Annotated in this window: 1 protein-coding gene; it reads left to right on the top strand. The window is 71.4% G+C overall.

Annotated elements, in window-relative coordinates; all coding sequences use genetic code 11:
• Nucleotides 1-374 precede the first annotated feature (374 nt).
• A complete protein-coding gene (locus D456_RS0123160; protein ID WP_017578560.1) occupies nt 375-2,930 on the top strand; it encodes a protein kinase domain-containing protein in 2,556 nt (851 codons plus the stop codon).
• Nucleotides 2,931-3,137 lie beyond the last annotated feature (207 nt).

Raw genomic sequence — 3,137 nt, 5'->3', positions numbered from 1 at the left:
GTCGTTAACCCGTCTACCAGGGGCTTCTTGCTGTTCGGGAGGGGGTCAGGGAGACCGGTACAGGGCTGTGACCTGCGCCTTCAAGATGAAAAAGGCTCACAAGAGGTCGGCGCGGACCCGGCCGCCCAGGATCGTGTCCGTGGCTGGGGCCGACCCGAGGCCGCCCCGCATCCTTCCCGAATTCGACTCGGATTCAGAACCATGGGCGGGTGCCGCACATCTCATGCCCCGGGGAACCTGAGACAATCCCCGAACCGCCCGCACCGGCACCACAGCACGACCCGGAAAGCGACCGTACGTTGCATCCCCTCAGATCCGCTGACCCCACCCGTATCGGTCCGTACCGTCTGACCCACTTCCTCGGCTCTGGAAGCGTGGGGACCTCCTACCTCGGTGCGGGCCCCGAAGGTGAGCGGGTCGTCGTCAAGGTGGTCCACCCCGAGCTCGCCTCCGACCCGGACTTCCACGTGCGTTTCGTCCGCGAGAGCGCCTCCGCGCGAGAGGTCGAGAGCCCGCACACAGCGCGGGTCCTGGACGCCGACCCCGAGGCCGGAACACCCTGGATCGCGACCGAGTACGTCGACGGGATCACCCTGGAGCGGACCGTCGCCGACTTCGGGATCCTCGGGACGGCGGCGCTGCGCATCCTCGCGACCGGTCTGGCACGGGCGCTGGAGGAACTGCACCGCAACGACCTCGTGCACGGTGACCTGAACCCGCAGGACGTGGTGCTCGTGGACGACGGGATCCGGTTGGTGGACTTCGGCGGCGGACGCCTGGCGACCCGGTTGCCCGACGACGTCCACGACCTCGCCGTGGACCAGGTACGGGAGGGCAAGGCCGCGGACGTGGGCACGGGGACGCTGGTGGAACCGGGACCGGAGCCCGAGCCCGGCGCACTCGACACCGAGGCCTCCGAGGCCCCAGAGCCCTCGGACGACGAGGTCCCCGTGGAGCCCGCGCCCACAGGAAAGCGTGTCGCCGGGCAGCCTCCGGCGCCGACCGGACCGCCGATCTCGGTCGAGCCGCCCCTGCCCACCGGAGCACCGGTCTCCGTGGAACCTCCCAGCGAGGAGGAACCCGGTGAGGCCGGGAAGGCCGCCGACACTGCTTACCCCGGCCCCACCGGTTCCTCCCCCTCCACCGTCGCCGACGCGGGATCGAACGCGAGTGCGGGCACCACGCCCGGCACGGGAGCCGGTTCCGACGAGGGCCCGGAACCGGCTCGCGGATGCCCGCTCGGACACCTCCCCTACAAAGCCCCTGAGCAGGCCGAAGGCGCCATGGGGGACTCCGCGTCCGACATGTTCGCGCTGGCGACCGTGCTCGTGTACGCGGCGACCGGGAAGAACCCCTTCGACGCCGGCACGGACGAGGAGGTCGAGTTCCGGTTGACCGGGGACGCCCCGGCAACACACGACCTCCCGGTGCTGCTGCGGACACTCGTGGCGGCCTGCTGGAACCGGACCCCGGAATCGCGTCCCACGTCCGCGCAGTTCGCAGCGGCGCTGGCCAACAGTGAGCCACCGGAGCAGACCAGCCCCTCGCCGGCGGAGGGGGAAACCGGATCCGGCGCTGCTGACAGCTCTGCCACCGGGACCACGGCCGGATCAGGGAACGGCGCACCGGCGGATCGGGGGAGCGGGGAGACGGCATATCCCGTCGCGCAGGGGCACGCGGTGCCGGAGGGGCAGGCCGGGCCCAGGCTCGCCCCGAACAGCACAGGGACGTTCCGGCTGCCCGGCCCCGAGGACGTGCGCCGGTACGAGGAAGGCGCTGAGCCCGGATCGCACCCGGACCCGGGCCAGGGCGGCTCTACGGCCCGGGTAGGCGGGCCGGCGCCCGACCAGAAGACTGCGGACGCCCGGGCAGCGGCTGCAGCCGCTGCCGCTGTGTACGGCTCCGAGGGTTCCGACACCCCCGGCGGGGGCAGCGGGAACGGCGAACTTACCGGCACCTTCACCCGGCGCGGGCGGGAGAGCACACCCGCCCAGGCCGTGTCGGAGCCGCTGAGCACGGTGGTCTCGCGGTGGGCCGCCGGCCGACCGAACTTCGGGGCACTCCCGCCGTGCCCGCAGGGGGTGCCGCCCGGCCCGGCGGAGGTGAGCCCGGACGGGAGCCTCATCGCTGTGGCCGGCTACGGCGCGATCTGTCTGTGGAACGGCTACGACGGGACACACCTGGGGGAGTTCGCCGGTTTCCGCGGGTCCGTCAACGTGCTGGCGTTCAACGCCGACGGGACGTTGCTCGCAACCGGGCACGAGGACCGGTGTGTACGGGTGTGGGACCTGGTGAACATGCGGCCGCTGGGAGTGTTGACGGGACACACCGGGGCGGTCTCGTGCCTGGAGTTCTCGCCCGACGGGAACTTCATCGCCAGCGGGTCGGCGGACCGGCACGTGCTGTTGTGGGACCTGCGGATCGGACGGAGCGTGGTCAGCTTCCCCGGACACGAGGACATGGTGTTGTCGGTGTCGTTCTCACCGGACGGTTCCACCCTCCTGAGCGGGAGCAGTGACCGGAGCGCGCGGATGTGGCGCACGGACGGAACACCCGTCGCCATGCTGGCCGATTATGAATCCGTCGCGCCGATGGTGTCGGCGACGGCGTTCAACCCGGCGCGGCCCGTGATGGCCACGGGGGACTCCGACGGAGTGGTGCGCACGTGGGCCTCGGACACCGGCGCGGAAGGCCCCGCGTTCGCCGGACACCACGACCTGATCTGCGACGCCCGGTTCAGCGCCGACGGGTCGGCGCTCGTCACGGCGGGGTGGGACGGGCAGGTGTTCGTGCGCGACACGGCGCACTACGCGCCGGCGGCGGCGTTGCGGACGGGGCAGGCGCGGTTGCGGTCCGTCTCGCTCACGCGGGACGGGCACATGATCGTGGCCTCGGGAGCAGGATCTCCGGTCCTGGTCTGGCGGTTGTGAGCAGTGAATCGTGAGGGGCCGGGCTCCCCCGCCTCGACGGCCACGTCAAGCACCGCCCACGCTCTCCATTGCCTCGCACACGCGGGTGTGAACGCGGCTTTGTCGAAACAAGGGGTCGTGCCCCGGTGACCTGCGTGCTGGATCTCCCGCTAGTAGTACTTTGTTAACTCGTGTCGGGGGTGCTGCTGTGCAAGCGGTTGGTGACAG

The organism is Nocardiopsis kunsanensis DSM 44524 (assembly GCF_000340965.1).
Taxonomy (GTDB): domain Bacteria; phylum Actinomycetota; class Actinomycetes; order Streptosporangiales; family Streptosporangiaceae; genus Nocardiopsis; species Nocardiopsis kunsanensis.
This window is presented reverse-complemented; position numbering and strand designations above follow the sequence as displayed.